Raw genomic sequence first — 1198 nt, forward strand, 5'->3', positions numbered from 1 at the left:
GGAAGCGGGTAAAACCAAAATCAAAAGCCGCAGCGTTGACGTCGGCGTGGTGGAAACCGTCACGTTGAGCGATGACCTGAGCAAGGTGATGGTGCAGGCGCGTCTCAATTCCGGCATGGAGAAATTGCTGCGCCAGGATTCCGCCTTCTGGGTGGTGAAGCCGCAGATCGGCCGTGAAGGCGTCTCCGGGCTGGGCACGCTGCTCTCCGGCGCCTATATCGAACTGCAGCCGGGCAACAAAGGCAAAGACGGCAAAGACAACTATCAGCTGCTCGATGCGCCGCCGCTGGCTTCCCCGGACGCCAAAGGGTTGCGCATCGTGCTGGACAGCGAGAAGTCAGGCCAGCTCAACGCCGGCGATCCGGTGCTGTTCCGAGGCTATCGCGTCGGGTCGGTGGAAACCAGCTACTTCGATCCTAAAGAGCGCGCCATGCGCTATCAGCTGTTCATCACTGCGCCTTACGATCAGTTGGTCACCACCAACGTGCGCTTCTGGAAAGACAGCGGCGTGGCGTTTGACATGTCGGCACAGGGCATGCGGGTGGAGATGGGCTCGTTGACCACGCTGTTCAGCGGCGGCGTCAGCTTCGATGTGCCGGACGGCTGGGATCGCGGCGAACAGGCGAAAGAGAAAGCGGAGTACCGGCTGTTCGACAACCAGCGCAGCACGCAGGATTCGCTGTATACCGTGCATAAAGACTACCTGCTGTTCTTCTCCGACTCGGTACGCGGCCTGCAGCCGGGCGCGCCGGTCGAGTTCCGCGGCATCCGTCTGGGGACGGTGGCGCAGGTGCCGTTCTATAAAGACGGCATGGCGCAGCGTCTGGATAACGACTACCGCATTCCGGTGCTGATCCGCATCGAGCCGGATCGCTTCCAGAAACAGCTGGGCGGCAACTTCGATATTGAAGGGCACTTGAAAGATGCGGAATCCCGCGGCATGCGCGCCTCGATGAAGTCCGCCAACCTGCTGACCGGTTCGCTGTACATCGATCTCGACTTCTATCCGCAGGAAAAACCGTGGAAAGGGCCGCGCGAGCTGTTTGGTTATCCGCTGATGCCGACCACCAGCGGCGGTCTGGCGCAGATCCAGCAGAAGCTGATGCAGACGTTGGATAAGATTAATTCGATGCCGATCAATCCGATGATCAGCGAAGCGACCAAGACGCTGGCGGAAAGCCAGAAAACCATGAAGTCG

General features: G+C 60.1%; 1 protein-coding gene. It reads left to right on the forward strand.

Annotated features, from left to right (window positions below; all coding sequences use genetic code 11):
* The coding region (pqiB, locus tag ITX55_RS23855; RefSeq protein WP_223085422.1) for an intermembrane transport protein PqiB at positions 1-1198 on the forward strand (1198 nt) is incomplete at both ends.

Source organism: Serratia sp. EWG9 (genome assembly GCF_019913725.1).
GTDB classification, from domain to species: Bacteria; Pseudomonadota; Gammaproteobacteria; order Enterobacterales; family Enterobacteriaceae; genus Serratia; species Serratia ureilytica.